21 protein-coding genes are annotated in these 25,736 nt (G+C 47.2%); 12 read left to right on the top strand and 9 right to left on the bottom strand.

Translation table 11 applies throughout. The features are described from left to right. Positions 1–6 precede the first annotated feature (6 nt). A complete protein-coding gene (gene argS, locus HVMH_RS01275) occupies positions 7–1,788 on the bottom strand; it encodes an arginine--tRNA ligase (RefSeq protein ID WP_029910792.1) in 1,782 nt (593 codons plus the stop codon). Between the two features lie 258 nt (positions 1,789–2,046). Here argS and HVMH_RS01270 point away from each other — a divergent pair, with 258 nt between their 5' ends. Beyond that, entirely contained in the window at positions 2,047–3,585 is a 1,539-nt protein-coding gene (locus tag HVMH_RS01270; protein ID WP_029910793.1) for a sensor domain-containing diguanylate cyclase, read from the top strand. A 32-nt stretch (positions 3,586–3,617) separates the two neighbouring features. Here the strand turns inward: HVMH_RS01270 and topA are convergent, their stop codons facing one another. Then, on the bottom strand, positions 3,618–6,056 hold the full coding sequence (gene topA / locus HVMH_RS01265; protein ID WP_029910794.1) for a type I DNA topoisomerase: 2,439 nt from the start codon (positions 6,054–6,056) through the stop codon (positions 3,618–3,620). A gap of 215 nt (positions 6,057–6,271) precedes the next feature. Here topA and HVMH_RS01260 point away from each other — a divergent pair, with 215 nt between their 5' ends. Next, on the top strand, positions 6,272–7,168 hold the full coding sequence (locus HVMH_RS01260; protein ID WP_035628946.1) for an ATP-binding response regulator: 897 nt from the start codon (positions 6,272–6,274) through the stop codon (positions 7,166–7,168). A 7-nt stretch (positions 7,169–7,175) separates the two neighbouring features. On the opposite strand, the gene dprA is transcribed toward HVMH_RS01260, so the two are convergent. After that, entirely contained in the window at positions 7,176–8,294 is a 1,119-nt protein-coding gene (gene dprA, locus HVMH_RS01255) for a DNA-processing protein DprA (protein ID WP_029910797.1), read from the bottom strand. A gap of 109 nt (positions 8,295–8,403) precedes the next feature. Here dprA and def point away from each other — a divergent pair, with 109 nt between their 5' ends. The 10 genes from def to HVMH_RS01205 all read left to right on the top strand — a co-directional run bounded on the left by def (position 8,404) and on the right by HVMH_RS01205 (position 20,047). Beyond that, complete coding sequence (def, locus tag HVMH_RS01250) at positions 8,404–8,913, top strand: peptide deformylase (protein ID WP_029910798.1); 510 nt, start codon at positions 8,404–8,406, stop codon at positions 8,911–8,913. 8 nt (positions 8,914–8,921) lie between these two features. Then, positions 8,922–9,899, top strand: coding sequence for a methionyl-tRNA formyltransferase (gene fmt, locus HVMH_RS01245; RefSeq protein WP_029910800.1), 978 nt, complete (start codon positions 8,922–8,924; stop codon positions 9,897–9,899). Then, positions 9,896–11,215, top strand: a complete 1,320-nt coding sequence (rsmB, locus tag HVMH_RS01240) for a 16S rRNA (cytosine(967)-C(5))-methyltransferase RsmB (RefSeq protein ID WP_029910803.1) — start codon at positions 9,896–9,898, stop codon at positions 11,213–11,215. Before fmt ends, rsmB begins: the two co-directional genes overlap by 4 nt. A 25-nt stretch (positions 11,216–11,240) precedes the next feature. Further along, positions 11,241–11,906: a DUF4390 domain-containing protein gene (locus HVMH_RS01235; protein WP_051682472.1), complete on the top strand. Its 666-nt coding sequence runs from the start codon at positions 11,241–11,243 to the stop codon at positions 11,904–11,906. Between the two features lie 6 nt (positions 11,907–11,912). After that, a complete protein-coding gene (locus tag HVMH_RS01230) occupies positions 11,913–14,090 on the top strand; it encodes a sensor histidine kinase (RefSeq protein ID WP_029910809.1) in 2,178 nt (725 codons plus the stop codon). A 30-nt stretch (positions 14,091–14,120) separates the two neighbouring features. Continuing rightward, positions 14,121–15,479 carry a sigma-54-dependent transcriptional regulator gene (locus tag HVMH_RS01225; protein ID WP_029910819.1) on the top strand — a complete coding sequence of 453 codons (1,359 nt, stop codon included), beginning with the start codon at positions 14,121–14,123 and terminating at the stop codon, positions 15,477–15,479. Positions 15,480–15,500: 21 nt separating this feature from the next. After that, positions 15,501–16,901: a Trk system potassium transporter TrkA gene (trkA, locus tag HVMH_RS01220; protein ID WP_029910823.1), complete on the top strand. Its 1,401-nt coding sequence runs from the start codon at positions 15,501–15,503 to the stop codon at positions 16,899–16,901. A 49-nt stretch (positions 16,902–16,950) separates the two neighbouring features. Next, the gene (locus HVMH_RS01215; protein WP_029910825.1) at positions 16,951–18,402 is read left to right on the top strand and encodes a TrkH family potassium uptake protein; all 1,452 of its coding nucleotides are present in this window, start codon (positions 16,951–16,953) and stop codon (positions 18,400–18,402) included. Between the two features lie 3 nt (positions 18,403–18,405). Continuing rightward, the gene (locus HVMH_RS01210) at positions 18,406–19,017 is read left to right on the top strand and encodes a class I SAM-dependent methyltransferase (protein ID WP_035628954.1); all 612 of its coding nucleotides are present in this window, start codon (positions 18,406–18,408) and stop codon (positions 19,015–19,017) included. Between the two features lie 112 nt (positions 19,018–19,129). Then, a complete protein-coding gene (locus HVMH_RS01205; protein ID WP_029910831.1) occupies positions 19,130–20,047 on the top strand; it encodes a DMT family transporter in 918 nt (305 codons plus the stop codon). A gap of 21 nt (positions 20,048–20,068) precedes the next feature. Here the strand turns inward: HVMH_RS01205 and HVMH_RS01200 are convergent, their stop codons facing one another. The 6 genes from HVMH_RS01200 to HVMH_RS01175 all read right to left on the bottom strand — a co-directional run bounded on the left by HVMH_RS01200 (position 20,069) and on the right by HVMH_RS01175 (position 25,702). After that, the gene (locus HVMH_RS01200; RefSeq protein ID WP_051623040.1) at positions 20,069–20,989 is read right to left on the bottom strand and encodes a lysophospholipid acyltransferase family protein; all 921 of its coding nucleotides are present in this window, start codon (positions 20,987–20,989) and stop codon (positions 20,069–20,071) included. Positions 20,990–20,998: 9 nt separating this feature from the next. Then, the gene (locus HVMH_RS01195) at positions 20,999–21,688 is read right to left on the bottom strand and encodes a tRNA 2-thiocytidine biosynthesis TtcA family protein (RefSeq protein WP_408610130.1); all 690 of its coding nucleotides are present in this window, start codon (positions 21,686–21,688) and stop codon (positions 20,999–21,001) included. Between the two features lie 238 nt (positions 21,689–21,926). Continuing rightward, complete coding sequence (locus HVMH_RS01190) at positions 21,927–22,733, bottom strand: heme ABC transporter ATP-binding protein (protein ID WP_029910842.1); 807 nt, start codon at positions 22,731–22,733, stop codon at positions 21,927–21,929. Positions 22,734–22,743: 10 nt separating this feature from the next. Continuing rightward, positions 22,744–23,775: a FecCD family ABC transporter permease gene (locus HVMH_RS01185; RefSeq protein WP_051623041.1), complete on the bottom strand. Its 1,032-nt coding sequence runs from the start codon at positions 23,773–23,775 to the stop codon at positions 22,744–22,746. Beyond that, a complete protein-coding gene (locus tag HVMH_RS01180; RefSeq protein ID WP_051623042.1) occupies positions 23,772–24,671 on the bottom strand; it encodes a heme/hemin ABC transporter substrate-binding protein in 900 nt (299 codons plus the stop codon). The genes HVMH_RS01185 and HVMH_RS01180 overlap by 4 nt, the downstream gene beginning before the upstream one ends. Continuing rightward, entirely contained in the window at positions 24,662–25,702 is a 1,041-nt protein-coding gene (locus HVMH_RS01175) for a ChuX/HutX family heme-like substrate-binding protein (protein ID WP_051623043.1), read from the bottom strand. Before HVMH_RS01175 ends, HVMH_RS01180 begins: the two co-directional genes overlap by 10 nt. Between the last annotated feature and the right edge of the window lie 34 nt (positions 25,703–25,736).

Genomic DNA, 25,736 nt, shown 5'->3' with positions numbered 1-25,736 from the left:
AGCGTATTACATACTTTGTGGCGCGGACACGCCCAATAGTCTCAAACCGTTTCTCAATACTTGTCTAACGGCAGCAATCAACACGAGTCGAGATTGACGCAAAGCATCATCTTCCACCACAAACTGACACGCGTTGTAATAGGAATGAAGGCCATTCGCCAAGTCTTTCAAGTAATAAGCGACTTGATGAGGCTCATAAGCCTGCGCTGCACGTGCAATCACTTCAGGGTACTTCGCCAACTGCGTTGCCAAATCGGTTTCGTGCTCTGATGTCAGCAATGTAAAATCCGCCAGGTTGGGGTCAATAACGACCGAATAGCCTTTTTCCTGCGCCTGCTCAAATACACGGCAAATACGCGCATGGGCATATTGGATGTAGTAAACCGGATTGTCGTTGGATTGGGATTTTGCCAAATCCAAATCAAAGTCCATGTGCTGCTCCGACTTACGCTGTACGTAGAAAAAACGCGCCGCATCCGAACCAACCTCTTCTCTTAACTCACGCAAGGTCACAAACTGACCGGAACGCGTGGACATCGCCAGCTTTTCGCCTCCACGATACAAAATCGCAAACTGAACCAACAAGACTTCCAAGGCATCTGGATTGGTATCCATTGCCTGCATCGCCGCTTTGACACGCGGAACATAACCGTGGTGGTCGGAACCCCAAATATCAATCAACACATCAAATCCACGCTCAAGCTTATTGAAGTGGTAAGCGATATCCGATGCAAAATAGGTTTTCAAGCCATTATCACGGACGACAACGCGATCTTTCTCGTCACCATATTCGGTTGATTTAAACCACAAGGCACCATTCTGCTCATAGACTTTACCGGCAGCCTGCAATTTTTCCAATGCAGCATCAATCACACCAGAATCCATCAGCGAACGCTCGGAGAACCAGTTATCGAATTCCACACCAAACTCACCCAAGTCTTCACGGATATCAGACAAAATAACAGTTAGTGCTTGCTGGAAGACGATTTCATATTTGTCAGCACCCAACAGGCTTTTCGCTTTCATGATCAAATCATCGATATGCTCTTCTTTGTCGCCGGAGACAACATTACCTTCTGCATCCTTGACTTCATCAGCTGCAACGCCATCGAACACGTCACTTGCTTCCACCTTAAAGGCTTCTCCGTGCTGATGCACCAACTCCTGTGCTATCTCGATAATGTAGTCGCCCTGATAACCGTTGCTCGGGAACTTCAATGTTTCACCAACCTGCTGCAAATAACGCAACCAGGTTGATGCTGCCAGAATATCCATTTGACGTCCGGCATCATTCACATAGTATTCTCGCGAAACGTTATAACCAGCTTCCGACAATACATTGGCGACACTTGCCCCATAAGCCGCACCACGACCATGCCCAACATGCAAAGGCCCTGTTGGGTTGGCGGAAACATACTCCAGCAGTACCGAGCGTCCATTACCGACATCACATTTACCGAAGGTGTCCCCTTTTGCCAAAACGTCTGCCACAACATCGAACTTCGCCGTTTCCTGAACGAAAAAGTTGATGAACCCAGGGCCCGCGATTTCTACCTTTTCCACCACATCAGATGCCGGTAACGCCTCGATAATCAGATTAGCGACCTCTCTAGGCGGCTTGCCGACAAGCTTGGTCAACATCATCGCCAAGTTGGTGGCGAAATCACCATGCGACTTGTCTTTGGTGTTTTCCAAGTGAATATTCGGATGGGCATCTTCCGGCAGGACGCCTGTTTGCTTTAAAGTATCAACGACTTGAATCAGTAATTCGATTACCTGTTGCTTCATGGGACAACTCTATAAAATCTCTATCAAAAATTAGTCGATATTTTACTCAAAATAGCCGATTGAAATGCGGCTAAATTCGTTACTACTGCAAGAATTTCACGCTTTTGATCCGAAAAAACGCTTACAAAACACTCCATTAATATCAATAATTTTTATAGTAGTTTCATTAAGTTAAATTATATTCCTTCATGAAAACTCGCTATACTCTGCCCAGTAAAGGAAGGAGTCTGTCTTTTTCCAGAACGGAAACCAAATGCAATGCCGCAAACGACCAAGACACAAAATAAGTTCGTCCTGACACTGATCGTCCTATCAATTTTGATTGCTGCGATGTCTTGGCTGCCCGAAAAGATTTTCGACATCGAAAACCCTTTTACCTCTTTTACCCAATATTCCAACCTGATCTTACTAGTGGCTTTTGCCCTGAGCTATCGAGCTTACCAAGTTACGTCGCAAAAACTTATTCAACAAAATGAAGCGAATCAACTTGAGCTGAAAAAAATGCGCAAGGCGCATAAGAAAGAAAAAGATCGCCTAACTATCATTCTCGACAGTAGCCGAATCGCTTACTGGGAGTGGAATATCAAGAAAAACACTGCCTTTTTTTCCGACTTATGGCAAGAAATGATTGGTTTTCACAACCACGACTTCCCTCAAGACTTACATGCATGGCAAGCACGCATCCACCCATCGGACCAAACTTCCGTACAGAAAAAGATGCTTAAACTGCTCAGCAACCGATCAACCGTTTATGAAGATGTTCATCGATTAATGAATAGTGAAGGCGAGTATATCTGGGTGTACGACAGAGGTCAGACCATTTTCTCGCCACAAGGCGAAATCGAGCGATTGATCTGCGTACGCCTAGACGTCACCCAACAAAAGCAGACCGAAGAAGAGCTGACACTAGATAGAACATTGCTAGATTCGACCAGTGAGTCCATCGCCATTACCGATGCAAAATTAAATTTTATCCGTACCAATCCTGCTTTCCACAAGTCACTTGGATTTTCCGAAGATGAACTGAAACAACTGAATTTGAGAATCCTTTTGGACAATCTTCAGGATGCTCCAGCCATTGATATCATCGGTAAACTGGAAGAAAGCGATGAATGGCGTGGAGAACTCCTACTGCACCACACTAATGGTCGCCTGGCAAGAGCCAGCTTAGTGGATGTCCACAGGGTGCACCATCAGACAACCGATAACATTCACTACACCATGGTCTATACCGACATCACCCAATTGAAGGCAACTCAAATGGAGCTTGACCACCTTGCACATACCGACATGGTGACTGGGCTGCCCAATCGAAATTTCTTCTACAACGCTTTAGAAAACCTGCTAGATGAGGTGAAACACAAAGACGAAAAATTCACCGTGATGTTCTTAGATTTGGACAATTTTAAAACCATCAACGACACTTTGGGTCACGGCGTGGGAGACTCATTACTTCGTTCAGTGAGTGAACTGATTTCTGACCAAATCGCTCAAGATACGATTCTGGCGCGTGTAGGAGGGGATGAGTTTGTCATACTCTGTAGAGCGCACACCAGCAAGGAACAACTGGAGCAAGTTGGACAACATCTGAACAAGCTTTTAGAAAAACCTTTTAATCTTGGCGAACACCAAGTCAATATCGGCTCTAGTATCGGTATGGCAATTTACCCTGACCACGGCGCAACACAAACGGAATTGTTGCAAAACGCCGATCTTGCCATGTATGAAGCGAAGAAATCCGGTAAAGGCCAGCACCGCATTTTCGACCCGGATGACATCCGTCAAACGCTACAGTAGCTTTTATCACATTAGGTAGCGCTTGAACAAACTTAAGACTTTTTAGCTGCCGGTGCTTTTTTGGTCGCCACTTTTTTCGCAGGTGCCTTTTTAGCCGTCGTTTTCTTCGCTGCAGCACGCCCACGTTTTTTAGGCTCAGGCGCTTCGTCCAAACGTTTTTGACACTCTTCCAACGTCAGCTTTTGAGGGTCTTCAGTTTTGGCAATCTTCGCATTTTTCTTCGTCGTCACATCCGTGATATAAGGCCCCCAACGACCTTTTAAAATCACTACATCCGTACCTTCAAACACACGTACGATTTTTTCCGCTTCCGCTACGATTTTGGCCTCAATCAACGCCATGGACTCTTCCAGCGTAATCGCCAGAGGATCGAACCCCTTGATTGGCGCATATTTCTTCGGGCCATACTCCAAATAAGGTCCAAAAGGCCCTTGTTTGGCGATAATTTCCTGACCTTTTTCTACTGAGAAAACGGTACCATCAATGGCAGAAGCACTAAAACCTTCCGGCGCTTCGCCAACCACACGAGGTAGTTTGAACAATTCCAACGCTTCTTCAAGCTTAATGGTGTCCATTTTTTGCCCAGTTACCAAGCTCGCAAAGGTAGGCTTCTCATCATTCTCACCATCACCCAATTGCACGTAAGGACCGAATCGACCGATTTTGACAAACATCGGTTTTCCGGTCGTCGGGTCATTCCCCAATGCACGCGATTGACCCGCTTCTTCACGAGACACGTCTTCAGCGGCTTCCACTCTTGGGTGGAATTGCTGATAGAAATTCTGCAACATCTGCTGCCAAGACTCTTTGCCTTGCGCGATTTCATCGAACTCATCTTCAACATGGGCAGTGAACTGATAATCCAACACATCACCGAAGTGCTTCACTAGGAAATCGGTAACGATACCAGCAATATCGGTTGGGAAAAGTTTGTTCTTCTCACTACCTGCCATCTCGGTCAAGGTCTCGGCATCAATACCGTCTGCCGTCAGTTCAAGTTGACGATAATTTCTTGGCTGACCTTCACGATCTTCTTTCACGACATAACCACGCGCCTGAATGGTATCAATGGTCGGTGCATAGGTAGATGGACGCCCAATCCCCATTTCTTCAAGGGTACGAACCAAGCTGGCTTCGTTATAGCGAGCTGGTGCTCGAGAGTAACTCTGACGCACAACCAAAGCCCCCAAGCTCAAAGCTTGTCCAATAGTCATTGGCGGCAACATACCTTCTTCATTGTCAGCGTCCAACTGATAAACTTTTAGGAAGCCTTCAAACTCGATGACCTCGCCTTTGGCTACTAGCTTTTCCGCCGGCATATTGGAGATGGCGATTTCAACAGTGGTGCGTTTCAGTCTGGCATCCGCCATTTGCGAAGCTATAGCACGGCGCCAGATCAATTGGTAAAGTCGTTGTTCATTTCTTTCGCCTGACACTTCAGACACGGAAAAATCGGTCGGACGAATGGCCTCATGCGCTTCTTGGGCATCGGCTTTTTTGGTTTTATAGCGGCGAGTATGGACAAAAGCATCACCATATTGGCTCGCAATCACTTTCGATGCACTTGCCAATGCTTCTTCCGACAAATTCAACGAGTCGGTACGCATATAGGTGATTTTCCCAGACTCATATAAACGCTGGGCAACCGACATGGTTTGCTTAACGGAAAAACCCAGTTTAGAGGCCGCTTCCTGCTGTAGCGTCGACGTGGTAAAAGGGGGTTTTGGCGATTTTTTCGCAGGCTTTTCTTCCAAGCTGGCAACACTCAACTGACCTTGCGACAACATTTTCAAGAAGCTTTCCGCTTCTTCTTCCGTGTCGAATGCCGCATTGCGCTTCACATCCACTTCACCTACCGTGTTCTGTTGAGTATCCAGCAAACCTAGCTTACCTTGCAGACGGAAAACATACTCGGATTCAAACGCATCAATTTCTCTTTCACGCTCGACAATCAAGCGCACGGCGACTGATTGCACACGCCCCGCCGACAACCCGGTGCGAATTTTTTTCCACAATACAGGCGACAGTTCAAACCCGACGATTCGGTCTAGAATGCGTCGCGCTTGCTGGGCATCTACCAAATCCATATCAACGGTACGAGGTTCGGCAATGGCTTTTTGAATCGCGGTCTGCGTAATTTCGTGAAAAACAATACGCTTGGTCTCGGCAACATTCAGGTTCAGGGCTTCCGCTAGGTGCCATGCGATGGCTTCCCCTTCGCGGTCCTCATCCGTTGCCAGCCAAACCGTTTCGGCAGTCTTGGCCAATTTTTTCAGTTCGGAAACCGTTTTCTTTTTGTCTGGAGAAATCTCGTATTGCGGAGCAAATCCATTAGGGATATCAATCCCCATACCTTTTTTCTGGATGTCACGAATATGCCCGTAGCTTGAGCGTACGGTAAACCCTTTGCCCAAATACTTTTCAATCGTCTTGGCTTTGGCCGGTGACTCCACAATCACAAGATTTGTCATAATACTTTAGTGTCTCGAAATGATGTCTTTTTATTAGAGTGCAAAAAATAAAATTGAAATGCAATATCTAAATTCGCGCGTTAAAAAAATAGCGTATTCTAATATCTTTTAATCATAATCATTTGATTTTTTTATCAATTTATTTTGCCCTCGTAGAATTCTATGGGATTCTATATAATCAAAGTAACGCACACTATTAATAAAGCATGGTTTCAATGAAATTAAAAAACCTATTGCTGGTAGAAGATGAACTGACCAGTCTCAAATTGCTCGAGTTCTTTTTAAAAGATGAGCCTTTCAAGCTAACCATTGCCCGCAACGGCAAGCAGGCAAGTGAAATTCTTGCCAACCACTCTCCGGATCACTTCCAGTGCATTATTTCCGACATCAATATGCCGGAGATGAGTGGTATCGATCTACTGAAACAACTCAAACAAGACCCGGATCGCAAGCATATTCCCGTTATCCTGCAAACAGCCGTATCCGGTGAAGAAGACATCCAGAAAGGGTTAGAACTTGGTGCGTTTTACTACTTGCTAAAACCCATCACCAAAGAAACCCTGATTTCGCTCATCACAGCGGCACTACAAGACTATGAAAACTATCGTGAAGCCGCCCGCTCTTTACATGAAATCAAAGAACCTTCTCCGCTATTGAAAAGCGGTCAGTTCACTTTCAAAACTATTAAAGAAGCCAAAAACCTCGCCCAATTCCTCGCATTGATGACCAATGAACCGGAAACCATCGCCATGGGACTGTTGGAACTGATGGTCAACGCCATTGAGCATGGCAATCTCGGCATCACTTACGACGAAAAAACCCAGCTTGTTGCCACCGGAGAGTTAAAAAACGAAATTTCGCGCCGGCTCACTTCTAGCGAGCACCGAGAAAAGTTCGTCACTGTCGATTTAAACAGAGGTGACGGCAAACTCACTATCAGCATTAAAGACATGGGCAAAGGGTTCGAGTTTGAAAAATACATGGACTTCTCTCTCGAACGAGCAATGGACAACCACGGTCGTGGCATCATGATGGCAAACAAGCTCAGTTTTGATGCCTTAGGTTACGCCGACAATGGTACTACCGCGGTGTGTGTGACCAGCAAACTCTAATGTAAAATTATTTCAACCGTCGCCAGCGCCCTGCTGACATTGCTTCGATACGCCCAGTCACTTCAAGGATCAACAACTGACTTTGGATTTCCGACACTGGCCATTTACTCAGCACTGACAGTTCATCCAAGCTGATGGGTTCGTATTCAATCCACTTTAGCAGCCCCTCTTCAGAAAGCTTCTCCGCTGTTTTTTCCTGATTAAAGGAAGACGACAGGGAAGTAAATTCATCCGATAATGACAACTCGATCAAACCAGACAAATCTTCCAACACATCTTGCCCGGACTCTGCCAATTTTGCACCTTGGCGAATCAATTGATGGCAACCTTTGGAATGCGGGCTATTGATGGAACCTGGCACCGCAAATACCTCACGCCCCTGCTCCATCGCCAAGCGCGCCGTGATGAGTGAACCACTTTTCAACGCTGCTTCCACCACCAACACCCCAAGACTTAACCCGGAAATAATGCGATTCCGCTCCGGAAACTGATGTGCCAAAGGTTTGGTACCTAAAGGATACTCGGACACCAACACCCCAACCTGGCTGATTTTATACGCCAAGTCTCGATTGGATGCCGGATAGACACGGTCCAACCCTGTCGCTACCACCGCAATCGTCGTGCCGGGAAATCGCTCGGAATGCAATGCACCTTCATGTGCGGCTTGATCAATACCACTCGCCAACCCGCTCGTAACCGTCATCCCAACTTTGGTAAAGTACTCCGCAAAATCTTTGGCAATGCTGATGCCATATTTGGTCGCATTACGACTACCGACAATCCCAATTTGCGGGTCACTCAGTAGCTCAACCTTGCCCATCGCATAGAGCAAAATAGGCGGATCAGAAATCTCTGCCAGCATCGGAGGGTAAGCTTCACCTTCGATGCATACAATATGATGATTTTCTTGCTGCGCCCAGGCTTCCGCCTGCTGAAGACGCTCGGACAGCTCATCGTCAAACAAGCGTTCCAACTGACGTTGCGTCAATATGCCGGACTTTTCCCACTCTGCCTGAGAAGCTTCAACCGCTTTATCGAGCGATCCGAAACGGCTGCGAATCGCCTCCAATTGCGTGGCTTTTACTCTAGCAAAGTGTAGTTTTAGATAAGTACCTGTCCGATTCATCTCTACCGAAACTCAATTCCACAAGGTCGCAATCGACTCAAAATAACGCCAAAATTAGGAATAGGCTATAATAGTCGTCAATTGCAAAAAGAAGCTAGTATAACGAATTATGACACCGCTCGACATTGTACTTTACCCTGATGAAGGCCTTCGCGAAGTCTGTGCACCCATCGCGGAGATGAATGATGATCTCGACAAGCTGATCGACGAAATGTTTTACACCATGTACGATGCCCCCGGCATCGGTTTAGCTGCGCCGCAAGTTGCGGTACAACAGCGTTTAATCGTGGTCGATGTTTCTGAAACCAAAAACGAACCACTTGCCCTGATGAACCCGGAAATCATCCAATCTGCCGGTAAAATCACCTGGGAAGAAGGCTGTTTATCGATTCCTGGCATTTACGGCAAGGTGGATCGTCCTTCGGAAATCCTTGTGCGCGGCATGAACCGTGACGGCAAAATCATTGAAGTCGAAGCAAGGGATTTGCTGGCGGTATGTATCCAGCATGAAATCGATCACTTGAACGGCAAGCTGTTTATTGACCATCTTTCTGGGTTGAAGCGCACTCGCGCCATGCAAAAATACAAAAAAGAAATGGTGGAACGAGACAGCGAGTGAACCAGCCAATGACACAACCCCTTCGTATCGTTTTTGCCGGCACACCGGATTTTTCCGTGGCGCCGCTTAAGCGCTTAATGGCATCTGAACATGATGTCATTGCCGTCTACACGCAGCCGGATCGTCCAGCAGGGCGTGGACAAAAACTCACCGCCAGCCCGGTCAAGCAAGCTGCAATTGAATTCGACATCCCTGTTTACCAACCACAGACCCTGCGCTCAGAAGATGCACAAGCCGAATTGGCCGCGCTCAATGCCGATGTCATGATTGTGGTGGCTTATGGTCTTATCTTGCCCAAAGCCGTTTTGGACATGCCTCGTTTCGGATGCTTGAACATTCATGCCTCGCTATTACCGCGCTGGCGTGGTGCTGCACCCATTCAACGAGCCATTGAAAGTGGTGATGCCGAAAGCGGTGTCACCATCATGCAAATGGATGTAGGGTTGGATACCGGCGATATGCTCACCACTTTGAGCACGCCCATCACCGCTGAGGATACCGCGCAAACACTTCACGACCGTTTGAGCAAACTGGGCTGCGATGCTTTGATACAAACCCTGACCGACATCCAAAACAATGCATTAAATCCTATCAAACAAGACGACAGCCTGGTCACCTACGCGGAAAAGCTCAATAAAGCAGAAGCGAAAGTTGACTGGCAACAAGATGCAGAAGTGATTCAGCGCAAAGTGCAGGCCTTCAACCCGTGGCCGGTGGCTTTCACCCAATACCAAGGACAACCCTTGCGCATTTGGCAAGCCAAAGCGCTTAGCGAAGATGAAATGAGAAATCTGCCAGGTTGGGGTAACAGCACGGCGCCTGGAGAAGTGGTGCAAGTAGCCAAGACCGGCGTTGATGTTGCCGCGGGCACGGGTGTATTGCGCATCACCCAACTGCAGCCTTCCGGCAAAAAAGCGATGGCAGCTTATGACTTTGCCCAAGCCAGAAACTTGGTAGGCGAAATCTTCGGAGCAACTTCTGAATGAGCGATAACCAACCCAATAGTCGCTATGTCGCACTGAAAATGTGTCTAAATGTCATTGAACATGGTCGATCACTCAGCCAGACATTAGCAGAAGGGTTGGCACAATTCTCTGACCGCCGCGAGCGTGCCTTTACCCAAAACCTGGTTTTGGGGACACTGCGCTGGCAGGAACGACTCGCCGCCATCCGCGCACATTTACTGAAAAAACCCCTTAAAGCCAAAGATGAAGACGTCAACCAATTGATCTTAATTGGTCTTTATCAAATTCTTTACATGGATACACCTGAACATGCTGCCGTGTCTGAAACCGTCACCCTCACACAAAAGTTGAAAAAACCTTGGGCAAAGGCTTTGGTCAATGGTGTTTTGCGAAATTTTCTACGCGATGCAGAGACCATTCAAGCCGAAGTCGATTTGAAACCAGCTTATAAATTCAGTCATCCGCAATGGTTCACCAAAGCAATGCGCAAGGCTTACCCGGATGATTGGCAAGCTATCCTGACCGCCAATAATGAACCTGCTCCCTTGAGCTTGAGAGTGAACACTCATTTCCAACCATTGGAAACCTTTAAAGCGGCGCTGGAAGCCGAAGGCGTTGCCTGCCAAACGCACCCATACTCACCAGCCGCACTGGTGTTGGAACAGGCATTGGATATCACACAACTGCCAACTTATGACGACGGCGGATTCAGCGTGCAGGACATCGCGGCCCAACAGGCGGCTTACATCCTTAACCCTCAACCGAACGAACGCGTGCTGGATGCCTGCGCTGCGCCCGGCGGCAAAACCACCCACCTGCTTGAACTGGCGAACAATCAACTGGATTTACTGGCCTTGGAAAAAGAGCCGGAGCGTATTGAACGACTATCGGAAAACCTGCACCGGTTGCAGCTGGATGCTGAGGTTGATGTTGGCGATGCCTCTCAGCCCGATGACTGGTGGAACGGCACGCGATTCGATAAAATTCTACTGGATGCGCCTTGCTCTGCCACCGGTATTATTCGCCGTCATCCGGACATCAAGTGGCACCGCACCATGGAAGACATCGAAGCGTTGGTAGAGACTCAGTCCGATATCTTACGTGCACTCTGGCAGACCTTAAAACCGGGCGGACGATTGCTCTACTCGACTTGCTCGGTGATGCCGCAAGAAAATGGGTTACAAATGGAAGCATTTCTTGCAGAAACTGCGGATGCCAAAGAAATTCCTATTGAAAGGGAATGGGGATTTAAGCAGGATTTACCCGGTAAACAAATCCTACCCGGCTCAGAAGGCATGGATGGTTTTTACTACTGCCTTTTGGAAAAGTCCGAGTAGTTGAACGGGAAAGCGGCGGAAGAATATGATGTTACTCGATTCCATCTTTAAGCAATTTCTTCTTTGCCGTCGTACTATCTCTCATGCCATGAGTCGTTTCTTGTGGCTGGGTTGTCTCGCCTGCCTACCGATTTCCGCACAATGCCAGTCCGAGATGACGGAGCAACCTTCTACCAAAGGTATGATACATATCGACCAACTCAGCGACTATCATGAAAACCAACAACTCAAGGTCGATGCACAGGTCAATATCGTTTTGTCCCAGCGCATGCAAGATGCATTGCAACATGAGATTCCACTGACTTTTGAAACCGAGCTACAGCTCAATGAGCGTTTTAACTTTCTCGGTCTGAACCTCACGCGTGACCGTGTGCATATCCTCTACAAAACCAAGCTTTACTACTTCACTTATAACGGTCTTTATTTCATTACGAACTTGCGCAACGGTCAAACCCAGTCGTTTGAAAGCCTGAAAGAAGCGCTCAACACGCTCGGCACCATCGACAACTTCATGCTGACCGACCTTGCCGAACTACACCCCAATACACGCTATACACTCAAGTTACGGCTGAAATTCGACCCATGGAACTTACCTTCCCCCCTGTTGATAGAAACCCTTATCTCTCAAGACTGGCACTTGTCTAGTGGCTGGCATGACGTTACTATTCAATCACCGAGTAGCTGGTATTAATTAGTCATGGCAAATCGTAAGAAATCCCTATTCATCAAACAATATGGCTGGCTAGCAATCATCAGCAGTTTATTGCTTATTTCCTTGACGGTGATGAGTCAAATCCTGCAAAACGCCTCTCAGTTCGCACAGGTTTATACCTCTTTGCTATTCGCCAGTTTCGTCGGAATTGCCGTGCTTTTCACCATGCTCGTGAAAACATTACAACGTTTGAAGCGCAATTACCGCAACCAGATTCCTGGCTCAAAAATGACCAGTCGCTTGACCTTCTTGGTCAGTTTGATTATCGGGGTTCCACTGCTGATCACTTACTTTTTCTCAATTACTTTTGTTAACAAAGGTATCGACCAATGGTTTGATATCAAAACCGATGTAGCTCTGACCAATGCAGTCAAACTGGTAAAAATTACGCTGGACGACCAAACACGAAACCACCTAAAATCCACATTACAAGCAGCCGACCAATACCAAAACGCATTATCAATCACGCCCGTTTTGACCATCAATAAACTGCGTAAACAGTTCAACATACGGGAAGCGGCGCTCTATACCCTAAATGGCGAATTAGTTGCCTACAGTAGCCAAACCAATGATACTGATTTACCTAAAACCCCTTCCGCAGGGATTTTCCAGCAAATCCGAAATGACCGCACCTATGCCGCAATCGAGACCTTGGCAAGCGTGAATCAAAGTTACCAAATCATTCGTATCATGGTGCCGGTCTATGATATTTTCACCAACAAGAAATATGCTTTGCAGGCGGTTTACCCTATTCCCGATCAGCTCAGTAGTTTGGCAGATACGGTAAGATTGTCCGCCAGCCAGTACAAAGAGCGCTCGTACCTGAAAACGCCGCTTAAAACCAGTTTCACCGTTGTTTTAACCTTATTGCTGTTACTGACATTGGTGAGTGCGATTCTCTTTACCATTCAAATGTTCGAAAATATGGTTCGCCCGCTACAGACCTTGGCAAAAGGGACTAAAGCGGTTGCTGAAGGCGACTACTCCATCGCCATGCCAGTAGAGCAAAACGACGAGATGGGACAATTGGTTCAGTCGTTCAATGACATGATTCAGCAAATCGCACGGGCACGAAACGAAATCAAGTTCGGTCATCAGCAAGCTGAAGTACAAAAGCTTTATCTACAAGCCATCATTAAAAACCTGAAAAGTGGTGTACTGACGCTGGATAAAAACATGCGATTGAAAACCATCAACGATGCCTCCAACTATATTCTGAATGCAGACTTCTACAAACACCTCGGCAAACCATTGAGTGAAGTACTGCAACGTGATGATTCGGCGCACTTGAATCACTTTTTTGATGAGATCATCCCTTATTTCAACAAAGACACCAAAGCCTGGAGCGAGCAATTCACCTTCAACTGCAAAGAAGGCGAAAAGATTCTTTTGGTACATGGCTCCACCTTACCCAGCCTTGATCAGAAACTGGGGGGTTATGTCATTGTGATAGAAGACATTACCGCACTGGTACAGGCACAATTGCATGCCGCTTGGCGAGATGTTGCAAAACGTTTGGCGCATGAAATCAAGAATCCGCTAACGCCGATACAACTCTCCGCAGAGCGCCTTCACTACAAGCTGGAAGACAAGCTTGATGCCGACGACCAAAAGCTGCTTGGTCGCATGACCGATACCATTATTGAACAGGTCAATGCCATGCAAAACATGGTTCAGGCCTTTACGGAATATGCCGATACGCCCGATTTGGAAATCAGTCCTTTTGACATCAATGCCTTGATAAAAGACATCACCAGTATGTACCAAGATCCGAAATCAAACTGGCAAGTTCGTTACGACATTGACCCTAACTGCCATATCATCCACGCTGATGCCTACAAGTTAAGACAACTGCTGCACAACCTGATCAAAAACGGCATTGAGGCGACTGAAAACACCGATAAGCCGTTGATTCTTGTCACCACGCAATGCTTGGAAACTCGGGTACTTATCAGCGTCAGCGACAATGGGCCGGGGATTCCGGAAAAAACCAGGAATTGGATTTTTGAGCCCTATGCGACCGACAAACCAAAAGGTACTGGGCTTGGACTTGCCATCGTTAAGAAAATTGTTGATGAACATCAAGGTCAAATTCAGGTAGAATCTGAGTTAGAGCAGGGCACAAAGTTCATCATTACTTTGCCTTTAAATCCAACGTTTTAAGCTATAAACGCAGTAGGCCACGAAAAACGCATGAAACCTGGCAAAATCCTGATCATAGATGACGAAAAAGATATTCGTAACCTGATGGAAGAAATCTTTACCGAAGAGGGCTATCAGGTAACGACTGCAGCCAATGGTCAACAAGCACAAAAAGCCTGGCGAGAGCAATCGGCTGACTTGGTTTTTCTCGATATCTGGATGCCTGACATCGATGGTATCACCCTGCTAAAACAAATGATTGACGAGCAAGTTCTGGAAAACAGCTGTGTGGTCATGATGTCCGGCCATGGTACCATCGAGACAGCCATTGAAGCGACTCGCCTCGGTGCTTACGACTTCTTGGAAAAACCTCTATCGCTTGCCAAACTGTTAATTACTGCCGAACGTGCGATGGAGCACATCCAGCTTCATCAAGAAAACCGCCACCTAAAACAAAAAATTCCAGACCAAATCCTACCAATCGGCAAAAGCAAAGTCATCGCTGAATTGCGCAATACTATCAAACGTTTATCGAAGTACACCATGCCTGTGCTGGTGGTGGGGGAATCCGGTACCGGAAAGCACCGTCTGGCGGAAGCTATCCACAAAATCAGTGACCGTAAAGACCACAAAATCGTGGAAATCAATGGCGCAGACTTTGATGATCAGGAGCGTTTACTGGTAGGGGAAGAAAGTAATGGTCATATTTTTCGAGGGGAATTCGACCGTGCAGATGGCGGCACGTTGATTGTCTCTAACTTTGAGTCTTTAAGTTCTCACGGACAAGACTGCCTGACACAACTCATTTATGACAATAGCTACTCGCGCCTAGGATCGGATCGAAAAATCCAACTCAATGTCCGAGTCATCGTCTTGACCGAAGTTGACCCTGAAGAGCTGGCAAAATCCCGTTATATTCGCGAAGACCTGATTAACCGGCTTAATGTTATGCCGGTTTATGTTCCTTCATTAAGACAACATACTGAAGACATTCCAGAGCTAATTGATTACTTTGTCGATTTCTTTTTGACTACGGAAGGCTTAAACTATCGGGAATTCGATTTGTCGGCAAAAAATGTCTTGAGACAATACAGCTGGCCGGGCAACTTCAAAGAATTGAAGAACTGCATCCAACGCTTGTTGATTCTTGGTGATGGCGAGGTCACGGATGTGGAAGTCAAAAAGCTGCTGGAAAGTAACAAACAAGACAGCAGCCTGCCGTTGGCAACAGTGGACACTTCCATCAATTTGAAACAGGCAAAAGAGCGCTTTGAAGCTGCCTATTTGAGCCAGATGCTGCGCGAAACAGGTGGAAATGTTACCGAAACGGCTAAACTTTCCGGTGTAGAACGCACGAATCTTTATCGCAAGTTGAAAACACTGAATATCGACCCGAAAAACCCGAAATAGAATGAACGAATTCCAGAAACTATGAATATTATCATCTTAGGCGCCGGACAGGTCGGCACATCACTTGCAGAGCTACTCTCCGACGAAAACAACGATGTCACAGTCGTCGATTTGGATCAGGGACGCCTACGACAACTTCAAGATCGTCTTGACATTCGCACCATCACCGGACACGCCTCCGACCCGGATATTTTGTTGCAAGCGGACATTGAAGAAGCAGACATGCTGATTGCCACCACCCAAAATGATGATACCAATATCGTCGCCTGCCAGTTGGCGCATGTCATGCACAAGACACCCACCAAGATTGCGAGGGTACGAAGCCCAAGCTTCCTGAACCATCCTGAGCTGTTCGACCGCAATCAAAACACCGATGCTATTCCAATCAACGTACTCATTAGTCCGGAAAGTTTGGTGAAGGACTATATCCTACAGCTGATCGCCTATCCTGGATCGTTACAGGTCGTCGATTTTGCCGACTCAAAGGTACGAATCCTTGCACTTCGCGTGCGTGCTGGCAGTCTACTGATCAATAAAGAAATTCGCGATATCAAAAACCACTTACCTGCTGGCATAGAGACCCGGATTGTTGCCATCTACCGTAAAGGTGAAGTAGTGATGCCAACGGGAAGTGTTCGCCTTAGAGAAGATGATGAGGTCTTTTTCATGGCAGTTCCAAATGCCATCCCAACCATCATCAAAAGCCTGCGTCAAAGCAAATTGCGCCCAACCCGTAATATCATGATTGCAGGTGGCGGAAACATTGGCTACAACCTAGCTAAAGAATTGGAAAGACAGAAACATAAGGTCAAAATCATCGACCACAACATCGAACGCGCTCGCATTATTGCCGAAACGTTGGACGAAACCATCATCATTCACGGTGACGTGTCGGATAAATCCTTGTTGGTTGAAGAAAACATCGATGAAATCGATCTTTTCCTTGCCGTCACCAACTCGGACGAGGCCAATATTATTTCGGGTATGTTGGCGAAGAAGCTGGGCGTTAAACGTGTTATCGCATTGGTCAACAACCAGTCTTACATTGACTTGATTCACCTGAACAGTATTGATGTCGCTATCTCTGCTGACCAGATCACCACCAGCCACTTGCTGCACTATATGCGTCAGGGAGACACGGTAAAAGCCTTCACCCTGAGACGAGGCGCGGCAGAAGCGATGGAAGTAATCGTTCACGGCAGTGAAAACACATCCAAAATCATCGGCAAGCGCATTGGTGAAATTGATTGGCCGACGGACATCACCATTGGTTGCGTCATCCGCGAAGACCATGTGATGATTGCCCATCGTGATATCACCATCGAAGCTGAAGACCATGTAGTACTTTTCTTGACCGACCGCTCTCGCGCCAAGGATGTTGCAGAACTCTTCATTCCAAAAGAAAAGACCAGTTGGCTATAAGATGATTGGTTATACGATTAATCACGTTAAAACCCTCTAAGAATCGACAATGCATAAAAGACTCATTATAAAAATTCTTGGTCTGCTGTTGATGGTCTTCAGTTTGACGCTGATTCCACCTATATTGATTGCATTCATCTATCAGGATGGCGGTCTGGAGGACTTTGTCAAATCCATGATCGGACTCTTCGCGCTAGGTGTCGTTATGTGGTATCCAACGCGCCACAATCACCATGAGCTCAAGATACGCGACGGCTTTCTGATTGTTGTCATGTTCTGGACGGCTCTAGGCTTTGCCGGTGCCATTCCGATGTACTTTGCATCCAACACCTTTATGCCGCCAACCGATGCGATTTTTGAATCCTTCTCGGCTCTAACAACCACCGGGGCGACTGTCTTAACTTCTTTGGACACGCTGCCACACTCCATTCTCTGGTATCGCCAACAACTACAATGGATGGGCGGTATGGGGATTATCGTCTTAGCAGTCGCCATTCTACCGATGCTGGGCATTGGTGGCATGCAGCTCTACCGTGCTGAAATGCCGGGGCCACTGAAAGACTCCAAACTTGCGCCACGTATCTCCGAGACTGCAAAAGCCTTATGGCTCATCTATCTCGGGTTGACGCTTGCTTGTGCTGTTTCCTACTGGTTTGCTGGTATGAACTGGTTCGATGCTTTCGCTCACAGTTTTTCCACGGTGGCAATTGGAGGCTTCTCAACCCATGATGCCAGTATCGGCTACTACCATAACGTCAATATTGAAATTGTCTCAATGGTGTTCATGTACTTGGCAGGGATAAATTTCGCGCTCCATTTCACTGCCTTCAGAAGTTTGTCGAACAAACCTTATCTGTTAGATCCTGAGTTTAAGGTTTACACCTTCATTCTCATCATCGGGATAGCCGTAACCACCTTTTATTTGCACTACAAAGGGTTTTATCACGATTGGCTTGAAGCGCTACGGTATGGCGCATTCCAAACAATTTCAATTGCCACCACCACAGGCTTTTCCAGCGCAGAATTCACTATTTGGCCGGCATTTCTGCCTGTCATGTTGATTTTCATGAGCTTTATCGGCGGCTCGGCTGGCTCAACAGCAGGTGGGATGAAAGTCATTCGTTTCTTGCTCTTGGCTAAACAAGGAAGCCGTGAAATCAAACGCCTGCTACACCCTAACGCCTTGATGCCGGTTAAGCTCAACGGCAGAGCCGTACCCGATCGGGTCATCACCTCTGTCTGGGGATTCTTCTCGCTGTATGTCGTCTCTTTTATCGGGCTGATGATGATATTGATGATGCTCGGAATGGATCAGGTCACCGCCTTCTCAGCCATCGCGGCAACCATCAACAACTTAGGGCCGGGATTAGGGGATGTTTCGACTAACTATCAATCGCTTACCTCCCCGATGAAATGGGTGCTGACCTTTGCCATGCTGTTAGGTCGTTTGGAAATTTTCACCCTATTGGTACTCTTTACCGCTTCCTTCTGGAGATCATAATCCATGACCAGTGTGGCACAGAAGTGGGACGAAAAATACCAACAACAAGACCTGAAGCAACCCGTTTCACCGGCATGGGTTTTGCAACAACACCCTGAGCTGCTTCCATTAAAAGGAAAAGGGCTCGACTTGGCTTGCGGCCTTGGCGGCAATGCCCGCTTTATGGCGCAATGCGGCTTGTCTGTGGAAGCTTGGGATATTTCCGATGTTGCCTTAACCGAGCTCAACAACTGGGCAGCGGTAAACCGACTGCCGATACAACCAACCCTGTGCGACTTAACGCAAATGTTACTGCCATACCAACGCTTTGACGTCATTACTGTTGGCCTCTATCTAGATAGACAACTCTTCCCGCAAATAGAGCAAGCTTTGAAACCGGGCGGAAAACTGTTTTATCAAACCTATCTTGCGCCTATTCAAGTGAATGCACCGAGCAATCCTGACTTCTACCTCAAGTCGTCGGAGCTCAGTAAAGCGTTCCCTTCGCTTACTACCGAAATCTATGGTGAAGGACTCTTACCTAGCGTACAAGCAGAACAAGACTCTCCCAACCGCGACAAAACCCCCAATACCACCCGTCAAGCATGGTATATTGGAAGCAAACCGTTAAATTAACCCCGTCTCACGCACTGCGCACAGACACTCTCCTAAGAATAGTTAAAATCTGCCAGGTTGGGGTTAGACGGTTTTTCTTTGCACTCACTTTTCAACCTACGGAAGCATCATCATGCAATTACAATCGCCGCAAATCTTGGTCGGCTTTTTTTTAGCTATTGCCGGCACTGCCTTATTTTCGCTTAAGTCAATTTTCATCAAACTGGCTTATGCGCAAGGACTGGATACCGACAGCGTGCTGATGCTCCGTATGGCTATTTCCCTACCAATTTACCTTGCCATAATGATCTGGTTGGCTCGCTACCAACCCTTGGAACGCACGGTTTTGAAAAATCGTTTCGTCAGTATCCTGCTGCTTGGCTTTATGGGGTATTTCCTATCGTCATGGTTGGACTTGAAAGGTTTGGAATACATCACCGCACAATTGGAGCGTTTGACCCTATTCACTTATCCGATTATCACTGCCATTCTGGGTGCTTTGTTTTTCAAAACGCCCCTGACCCGAAAAGTGATTTTGTCCTTCATCATCACCTATAGCGGTTTGTGGGTGGTCTTCGCCGAGGAGTTAAAAGTCTTTGGAGAGGAAACCATCTGGGGAACATTATTTGTCTTCTTGGCGGCGGTGAGTTTTGCCATCTACGTGTCGTTCGGGAAACAGGCGATTACCGCTATCGGTAGCTTATGGTTCACCAGTTTGGCGATGACCGTGTCGAGTGTGTTTGTGTTGGTTTACTATTTCACCTTTTTCGACTTCTCCGCACTTGTTATCACGCAAGAAGCCTGGCTATGGCTGGTTTTACTGGCGATTTTCAGTACAGTGATTCCCAGCTTTATGATTGCCGAAGCGATACATCGTATCGGTCCAGCGCAGACAGGTATTATCGGAACACTCGGACCGATTATGACAATCTTTCTGGCCATTTGGATTTTGCACGAACCCTTCACCATCTATCATGCTATCGGTATGATTTTGGTAACACTCGGGGTGACTTTACTGACGTTCAAAAAATCTGAAGCGAAAACTTTATGATTTTAATAAACAGCCGGATGACTATTTATAGATATCGTTTACACCTTGCGGTGGATGACGGTAGCGTTTGTAATTCCAATGATATTGAGTCGTAGAAACTGTCTCGATCAGTTGTTCTATTCCTTTGTTCAATGCTGCAGTGGCCGCAAGCTCATCCTCTGCAGCAATCGCTTCCCTATCTGCTGGCAAGATATGAATATGAAACCCTTCCCCATTTGGCAAACGCTCAGCGGACATATAAACGAGTTCACAACCGGTTTTAGCTGCCAACTTGGAAAGTAAAGTCATGGTTCTCGCCGGATGGCCGAAAAAAGGTGCATAAACGCCACCCACTTCTCCGGGGTCTTGGTCAGGCAAAATCCCTGTAACGCCATTGTTTTTTAGCGCTTTAATCAATTTCATCACACCACTACGATCGGTTGGTGCTAATTTAGCGCCTGCTCGTCCCCGAACCTCAACAATAAAACTTTCCAATGATGGAATATTCGGTGGTTCATACAAATTGGTCGTTTCATAGCGTTCAGACAAGTACAAACCAACAATTTCCCAACTGCCTAAGTGCGGGCAAATCACAATAACACCTTTATGCTGTGCAAAGGCTCTATCAAGTTCTTCTTGACCTGACACACTTTTGATTAACGATAGGATTCTGTTTTTATCCCACAGCCACAAAGGACCCAACTCTGTCGCCGTTTTTCCAAGTTGCATCATATGCAATTTGACCAAGGACTGAATTTCTTCTGATGACAGTTTAGGGTAAGCGGTCTGAAGATTGATCCGAGTAACGCGCTTTGCCCCACTAATAGACTCCGGAAGCCACCAAAGCAGGTAACCAATGGCACTTCCTAAACGATGGTTAACCGGGAAAGAAAACCATGAAAAAAACTTCAAAAGTCCAATAAAAACACGACCTTTCCAATCCATTTTTGCGTATTCAGCCATTGTCTACCCTTAACTCAGCTCGGCCTCGCCAGCATGGTTATCATCAGCAATTAAAGGTTGCATGGCTGTCCACAGATTGGCATAGAGATGTTTGTTATGCTTTTCTTCCGCCAACAGCAACTCTTTCATGCGTTGACGCTCCTGCGGCTTGGCATAGCAAGCCGGGCAGTTATCCGGAATCACCGGCAACTCTGCTGAGCGGGCAAAATCTCTGGTTTGATTTTCGCGCACACGAACAAACGGGCGAATAATACGGATGTCTTTTTCATTGTTCAGATAATGCGCCTTCATGGTGCGCAATTCACCGGCATTGAATGCCGACATAATGAAACTCTCCGCCAAGTCATCCAAGTGCTGCGCCAACGCCAACACGTTGTAACCCTCACGACGACAGACAGTATAAAGCTTGCCTCGCTTCTGGCGTGCACAAAAACTACAGAAGGAATTCCCTTTCATATGTGCATTGGCGAGCGCCACCAAGTCTTCCGCTTCATAGAAATAAGGAATACCCATCTTCTCAGCAACCCATTGTTTCAATGGCGACGGATCGAATCCGGGAATTTCAGGATCAATGGTACAAGCCGCCAACTCGAACTTCACTGGCGAGTGACGTTGCATATACTTCAATACCGCCAGAAGAGCAAGAGAATCCTTACCGCCAGATAAGCCTAATAGGATTCTATCCCCTTCCTGAATCATCTTATACTGAGCAATCGCTCGACCCACTGGTTTTAGAATCGCTTTCGGCGGAATAATCCAGTCTTTGGTGCGTTCTTTTTTAGACAGTTTCGGCTCAAGCACTTCCGCAGCGATTTCGGACAAGGCTTCAACAGACAATTCATTTGGTAAAGGTTCTGACATGATCGACTCGTTTCATTAAATCCGCGTATTTTACCGCAAACGATAGCGAAAATCTGCCAGGTTGGGGTATCGGACGTTAATAACTCAAAGGCAACACCAACGGCCAATCATTCACTCCCGCTTGCGGTGGTAAAACCTTCACTGGAAAATCATAAATTTCCTGCACCACCGCTTTGGTCAATATCTCCATCGGCGAGCCTTGATAACGGATTTCACCTTGCTTCATCAGCACCAGTCGGTCAGCATACTGAGAAGCGAGATTCAGATCATGCAAAATCATCAGCACGCCCATCCCATGGTGATCCGCCAGCTGTCTTGCGACTTTAAACACCAAGTGTTGATGGGACAAATCCAAACTCGAAGTACATTCATCCAATAACAGATACCCCGGTGCGACCTGCTTGAATTCCATGGCCGCCAAAAGCTGCCCGACCACTCGAGCAAGCTGCACACGTTGCTGCTCTCCACCGGATAACGTCAAATAATCGCGATCTTTCAGGTGTTGTACGTCAAACATGCTCAGCGCTTTATCGACGATCTGTTGTAGCTCGATGGTTGATAGGGCATGACGCTGCCCCATTTCCACGACTTCCGTCACCGAAAAAGGAAAGTCCAACTGCACCGACTGCGGCATCACCGCACGGCGTAATGCGAGATCTTCCGGCGCCAATAAATGCAGTGGAACCGCATCCATCATCGCACAGCCCTCAGACGGCTTCATTTCACCGGATAAGCATTTCAACAAGGTGGATTTCCCCGCACCGTTGGGTCCAAGCACCACCATCAATTCGCCTGCGGATACATTCAAAGAGACTTTGTTCAGAATCGTTTTACTGCCCTGTTTGGACTCCAAGGCCAGTTGTAAATCAATCGTTGACAACATGATTAATCCCCTACAGTCTGATGCGTGAACGGTGCTGCATCAGCAACCATAAGAAGAAAGGTCCACCGATGGCGGACATCAGAATCCCAATTGGCAACTCTGCCGGAGACAATAACGTTCTTGCCAAAATATCCGACACCAGCACCAGCATCCCGCCCATCAAGGCACTACCGGGAATCACCCAACGATGATCCGGCCCGAGAATCAAACGTACCAAATGGGGAGCGACCAGCCCGACAAAGCCAATCAAACCACTCACCGACACCGCAGCACCAACCGCTAAAGCCGTCAGAGCAATGGTGACTCGCTTCAATTGCTTAACATTAAACCCACTTTGATAGGAAACCGACTCCCCCATCAAAAAGCTGTTTAAAGCACGCGCAAAAAACGGCAATATCGCCAGCGCCAATAGCGTGGGAACGGTCACAATCGCAACATCCTGCCACGTGGCACTTGCCAAAGAGCCCATACTCCAGAAAGTCAGCGATCTCAGGGCTTCATCACTGGCGACATAGGTCAAGAGTCCGGTTGCAGAGCCGGCAATCGCGTTGATAGCGATACCACTCAACAACATCAGTCCGACATCGGTGCGCCCATTTCGGGTCGAAAACTTGAAAATAATTATGGTAACGAGGATGCCGCCTAAAAAGGCTGCCAGAGGAATCGCCAATGAATCCAACCAACCCGTCCAGGACTGTAACCAGGTACCACCTAGTACAATCACCGTCACCGCCGCCAACGCTGCACCGCTGGACACACCAACCAAGGCAGGATCAGCCAACGGATTGCGAAACAGCCCTTGCATCACCGCACCCGAAATCGCCAGTGCTGCGCCGACCATGACACCGAGCAACACTCTTGGCAGGCGAATATCCATCACCACCAAATCAGTTTGCTGATCGACTGCTTGCCCGAAAATACTGCCCAATACGTCGCTAACGCTTAAATTCATGGCACCAACACTCAAGGAGATCGCGCAAAACACGATCAAGCCTATACCGAGTAGACCTAGCGCCAGTTTAGGGTTTATGGATGTTCTCAATCTTCTGTCCTATTCGTCTCTATCTGCCCGTAAACCTTATCGGAAAGCTTACGAATCACTTCCGGTAAACGCGGCCCAAAACTCAGGTCATCGCCAGCCAACACCATGAAATGCTTTTCCTTGGCTGCTGAAGTCATTTTCAACGCAGGTTGCTCCAACAAGGATTCGAGATGCTGCTCGCTCATTTGTGTTTGCAGGGCAATGATATAGTTGGGATTATACTGAATTGCGCCTTCCGCCGTCAGAGGCTTGTAGCCCTGCATGTCTTTCGCCGCCGGATTTTGGATGGCTGCTAACCGCAAAACCTCATCTGCACGGGTTTGCGTACCGGCGACCAACAACTGATTGCCCCGTGCATTCAACAGAAACAGTGCCTTGCGTTCACCGTGTTGAGAAACGCGTTCTTTAGCTAGTGCAATCGCTTTATCTGCTTTTTGCTGAAACTCCGTTGCCAGCTTTTCACCTGCCGATTCATCATTCAAAGCGCGCGCCACCGTCAGAATTTTCTGCTTGACACCATCAATGGAGTAAGTATTCGGTACGATTTGAATATGCACCCCTGCATCTTTAAGACGCTTCAAAACACTTTGCGGCTTGGCGTCGGATGTTGCCAGCACCAGTGTCGGCTTCAGCGACAGAATCCCCTCAGCAGAAAGACTGCGCATATACCCCACACTAGGGAGTTTTTCAGCATCTTTTGGATACAAGCTGGTGACATCCCTTCCTACCAAACTCTGCTCTTTGCCCAGTGCATAGATAATCTCGGTAATTGACCCATCTATAGCAATAACTCTATGAAAGTTTGCCATAGCATTACTATAAAGCAATACTAAAGCCATCAATAGAAAGGTCGCAAAACCTGTTTTTAACATGTTCTTCATCGTCATTACTTGCATGACTCGGCCTCCCACTCATCTAAAAATGCATTCCAAGATGCTTCTTGTGGAGTGTTTGCCATTTCTGGTGCGAAGTACACCATCATCACACTTTGTTGGTCGGCATCAAATAACTCTACAGAACGAGAATTGACCTGTCCGTCCAGATACTTACACACCAACCAAACTTGCGTCACCAAAGTTGCATTCAGATGAAGATTGAATTTAGGATCCAACACATTCAACCAAGGTCCCATTTCAACGATTTTAGCGACTGTTCCACTGTGCACCTGCGTTGCAATGCCATTTGGCGTAAACATATTCAGTCGCCATTGCTGCTCTGAGGCTTTTTCAAGCAAAGTCTTCAGTCCATCTTTATCAAGTTGTATGGCATCTTCACCTAAGCGCTCATAAACCTGCGGACGCGTTAACCCATAAGCCTTTAACAGTGCGTTAACATGATGCGAATCTTCAATGGAACGCCAGTCCTTTCTCAACGCCTGTACATCGACTTCCGGAAGTGTAACTTCGGTCTCCACGGGCATTTTGAGGCGTTTAATTTCTTCAAAGCAATCCGCTGCTTCAAACTCTGCAATCAACTCTAAATAGGCTTCAAAGTCACTGTGCTCCGTCATGTAAATTTTGTGTGCGGCACGGCCGTACTGGTCGAAAAACTGCAAACTGTGTCTGCCGTTTTCATCCACAGCAAAGCCGAACTGCCAGGCATTGATTCGCAACCGCAGGTCAATCAAAGAGTCGGTCGACGAAAATACCAACAATCCTTTGCGCATTGCCGCACCGGCATACTTACCGTGATGTTCCATGACAGCAGCATCATTTCTCGTCAATGCCATAACGTCACCAATCAGCGGCACCCCAAGCAGGATTTCGGTAATGCGCGCCATATTAAGTGCCTGCACCCCCTCGCCACAATCCAATGCAACATATTCGGCTTCGGAAATACCGAGGGTTTTGGCGGCTTCCCGCGCCCGTGGTGGCCTTTCAGACTGAGCAAGTTCGAGCTTTTTCTGTTTTAACGTTTCTCGATCCATTATTTACTCCCTGTTTTAATGTGGATTCGGAGTT

This window comes from Hydrogenovibrio marinus (assembly GCF_013340845.1).
GTDB lineage: Bacteria > Pseudomonadota > Gammaproteobacteria > Thiomicrospirales > Thiomicrospiraceae > Hydrogenovibrio > Hydrogenovibrio marinus.
Note: the sequence above shows the minus strand (reverse complement) of the source record. Positions and strands in the feature narration are given on the sequence as shown.

What these genes read in the sequence shown, in the direction of transcription:
- argS (WP_029910792.1), bottom strand. Translation starts at nt 1,788, where the DNA reads ATGAAGCAACAGGTAATCGAATTACTGATTCAAGTCGTTGATACTTTA.
- HVMH_RS01270 (WP_029910793.1), top strand. Translation starts at nt 2,047, where the DNA reads ATGCCGCAAACGACCAAGACACAAAATAAGTTCGTCCTGACACTGATC.
- topA (WP_029910794.1), bottom strand. Translation starts at nt 6,056, where the DNA reads ATGACAAATCTTGTGATTGTGGAGTCACCGGCCAAAGCCAAGACGATT.
- HVMH_RS01260 (WP_035628946.1), top strand. Translation starts at nt 6,272, where the DNA reads ATGAAATTAAAAAACCTATTGCTGGTAGAAGATGAACTGACCAGTCTC.
- dprA (WP_029910797.1), bottom strand. Translation starts at nt 8,294, where the DNA reads ATGAATCGGACAGGTACTTATCTAAAACTACACTTTGCTAGAGTAAAA.
- def (WP_029910798.1), top strand. Translation starts at nt 8,404, where the DNA reads ATGACACCGCTCGACATTGTACTTTACCCTGATGAAGGCCTTCGCGAA.
- fmt (WP_029910800.1), top strand. Translation starts at nt 8,922, where the DNA reads ATGACACAACCCCTTCGTATCGTTTTTGCCGGCACACCGGATTTTTCC.
- rsmB (WP_029910803.1), top strand. Translation starts at nt 9,896, where the DNA reads ATGAGCGATAACCAACCCAATAGTCGCTATGTCGCACTGAAAATGTGT.
- HVMH_RS01235 (WP_051682472.1), top strand. Translation starts at nt 11,241, where the DNA reads ATGATGTTACTCGATTCCATCTTTAAGCAATTTCTTCTTTGCCGTCGT.
- HVMH_RS01230 (WP_029910809.1), top strand. Translation starts at nt 11,913, where the DNA reads ATGGCAAATCGTAAGAAATCCCTATTCATCAAACAATATGGCTGGCTA.
- HVMH_RS01225 (WP_029910819.1), top strand. Translation starts at nt 14,121, where the DNA reads ATGAAACCTGGCAAAATCCTGATCATAGATGACGAAAAAGATATTCGT.
- trkA (WP_029910823.1), top strand. Translation starts at nt 15,501, where the DNA reads ATGAATATTATCATCTTAGGCGCCGGACAGGTCGGCACATCACTTGCA.
- HVMH_RS01215 (WP_029910825.1), top strand. Translation starts at nt 16,951, where the DNA reads ATGCATAAAAGACTCATTATAAAAATTCTTGGTCTGCTGTTGATGGTC.
- HVMH_RS01210 (WP_035628954.1), top strand. Translation starts at nt 18,406, where the DNA reads ATGACCAGTGTGGCACAGAAGTGGGACGAAAAATACCAACAACAAGAC.
- HVMH_RS01205 (WP_029910831.1), top strand. Translation starts at nt 19,130, where the DNA reads ATGCAATTACAATCGCCGCAAATCTTGGTCGGCTTTTTTTTAGCTATT.
- HVMH_RS01200 (WP_051623040.1), bottom strand. Translation starts at nt 20,989, where the DNA reads ATGGCTGAATACGCAAAAATGGATTGGAAAGGTCGTGTTTTTATTGGA.
- HVMH_RS01195 (WP_408610130.1), bottom strand. Translation starts at nt 21,688, where the DNA reads ATGATTCAGGAAGGGGATAGAATCCTATTAGGCTTATCTGGCGGTAAG.
- HVMH_RS01190 (WP_029910842.1), bottom strand. Translation starts at nt 22,733, where the DNA reads ATGTTGTCAACGATTGATTTACAACTGGCCTTGGAGTCCAAACAGGGC.
- HVMH_RS01180 (WP_051623042.1), bottom strand. Translation starts at nt 24,671, where the DNA reads ATGCAAGTAATGACGATGAAGAACATGTTAAAAACAGGTTTTGCGACC.
- HVMH_RS01175 (WP_051623043.1), bottom strand. Translation starts at nt 25,702, where the DNA reads ATGGATCGAGAAACGTTAAAACAGAAAAAGCTCGAACTTGCTCAGTCT.